Raw genomic sequence first — 1,786 nt, forward strand, 5'->3', positions numbered from 1 at the left:
ACGCACCAACAGCGATTAAACTCACTATACCACTAGGTTCCGGGGTTGATACAGGACCGCCACCAGTAGGAGTGATATCCCCATTAATAGCCACAAACCCACCCCCAGTAACATTACCGGAGTTTTGACCATAGAAGTAGACAGTTGAGGTGTTAGCATTCAGTCCATAGAGACGGAACTGCACCGGGCCGGTTTGGGGTGCTAAACTGCTTAGGTCAAAGCTGTAGGTATTAAGGCTAGTTGTTAGGCTAACTTGTGTCCCTAAATTATTGGTGAACCCATCAACACTAGAGCGCAAGACTAAATCTAGCTGACTTTCATCATGCGCAGCATTGAGTTGCAAGTTAGTAAAATCGACTTGAAAACCTGCACTAGGTTGTACGGCAAATTCGACGTATTGGCTGGTATTAACAGTGCTACCTGTATTCCAATTACCCAACGCGAAATCAGAAACATTCACCTTAGCTAACCCAGCGGTATCTAACCCAGTGCTGGTTATATTCGCACCTACATTATCCGCCGCTTTGGGATAGGATGCCGTAGAAGCATTAAATGAGTTCCAACCAGCTACTATTGCCGCTTGAGCAGGAGCAACCCCGGCTAACCCCATCAGAGTCAAGGGGGTTAAAATTGTCAGTAATTTTTTCATGGATTCGATGACAGTAATGGGACAAAGTTATGGTCATATTTAACGCTAGTTTTGCGCCAATATCCTACAACCGAAACTATCACAAGGGGGGGGGAAGTCAAGGGGTATTTAATCATCATTTATTATGGTTTTTATATTTAAGATAGGTTTAGGTTATATGACTCGTTGCAAGGTTCTACCTTGCAACGCAGATAAGCGAGGTTCTACCTCTACTTATTTCTTTGACTCGTTGACTCGTTCCAAGATTAGCTTAAAACCCCACACCCCCGAAAAACTTTTTGCCGCAAACCCTAATTATTTCCTTCGCTCCTATAGCGCCGGGCAATAGCTCTCTCCACAGGAATGTAAACAAGCGAACACTTGCTCCGAATCTCAAAGGATTAGGATAAAGCGATGATACCAAGATTTTGATCTCCCTCAAAAGATAAAATAGCTTCGTAGTTATCTCTTAACAATGATTCTATAGTTTTAGTAGAGCAATTTCCCAAACGAATCCAAATTACTTTAGGCGGAAAACCTTTGAGAATTAGTAATTCATTAAAATCCGAATCTTTAGTGACAATAATATAGTCTTGTATTTTAGCGATTTCCCAGACATAATAATCAGATTCTTGGTCTAATCCCAGCAAGTAAAGATGATTTGAATCGGGATAAATATCAACTAATAGACTAACTAAGCGAGGTGATAAATTGTGATCAAAAAGTAATTTCATTAGTTAACTAAAATGGTTTGACGTTCACGCTCGGCGGCATAACTCAAACAGGCTAAAATATCCGTCTTGGTTAAGTAAGGAAAATCTTCTAAAATTTCTTCATAAGTCATTCCCGAAGCCAGATAGGAGAGAACATCATAAACAGTAATTCTCATTCCTCTAATACAAGGTTTTCCGCTCCTTTTTCCCGGTTCTATGGTAATAATATCTTTGTATGACATAATGTTGACTAACTGGTGATCAAATCTAAAATTGATGATAGTATATCGGGGCAACCCCTCTCTAGTTGCCCCTGCCAAGGATAATTTATCCCCGACGACGAAGGGAAGCGGCACCCAACGCACCAACAGCGATTAAACTCACTATACCACTAGGTTCCGGGGTTGATACAGGACCGCCACCAGTAGGAGTGATATCCCCATTA

4 protein-coding genes are annotated in these 1,786 nt (G+C 41.4%); all 4 read right to left on the minus strand.

Translation table 11 applies throughout. The features are described 5' to 3' along the window. On the minus strand, nt 1–649 hold a 649-nt coding region (locus tag O9324_RS06220), incomplete at its 3' end, for a PEP-CTERM sorting domain-containing protein (protein ID WP_288139744.1). A 380-nt stretch (nt 650–1,029) separates the two neighbouring features. Continuing rightward, the gene (locus tag O9324_RS06225; RefSeq protein ID WP_002786907.1) at nt 1,030–1,362 is read right to left on the minus strand and encodes a DUF5615 family PIN-like protein; all 333 of its coding nucleotides are present in this window, start codon (nt 1,360–1,362) and stop codon (nt 1,030–1,032) included. Next, nucleotides 1,362–1,583, minus strand: coding sequence for a DUF433 domain-containing protein (locus O9324_RS06230; protein WP_002786910.1), 222 nt, complete (start codon nt 1,581–1,583; stop codon nt 1,362–1,364). Before O9324_RS06230 ends, O9324_RS06225 begins: the two co-directional genes overlap by 1 nt. Nucleotides 1,584–1,668: 85 nt before the next feature. After that, a partial coding sequence (locus tag O9324_RS06235) for a PEP-CTERM sorting domain-containing protein (RefSeq protein ID WP_288139745.1) occupies nt 1,669–1,786 on the minus strand: 118 nt, incomplete at its 5' end.

The organism is Microcystis sp. LE19-84.1B (assembly GCF_027531875.1).
Lineage (GTDB): Bacteria > Cyanobacteriota > Cyanobacteriia > Cyanobacteriales > Microcystaceae > Microcystis > Microcystis panniformis.

Excerpts from the sequence above, each read along its gene's own strand:
- O9324_RS06225 (WP_002786907.1), bottom strand. The coding sequence starts at position 1,362 with ATGAAATTACTTTTTGATCACAATTTATCACCTCGCTTAGTTAGTCTA.
- O9324_RS06230 (WP_002786910.1), bottom strand. The coding sequence starts at position 1,583 with ATGTCATACAAAGATATTATTACCATAGAACCGGGAAAAAGGAGCGGA.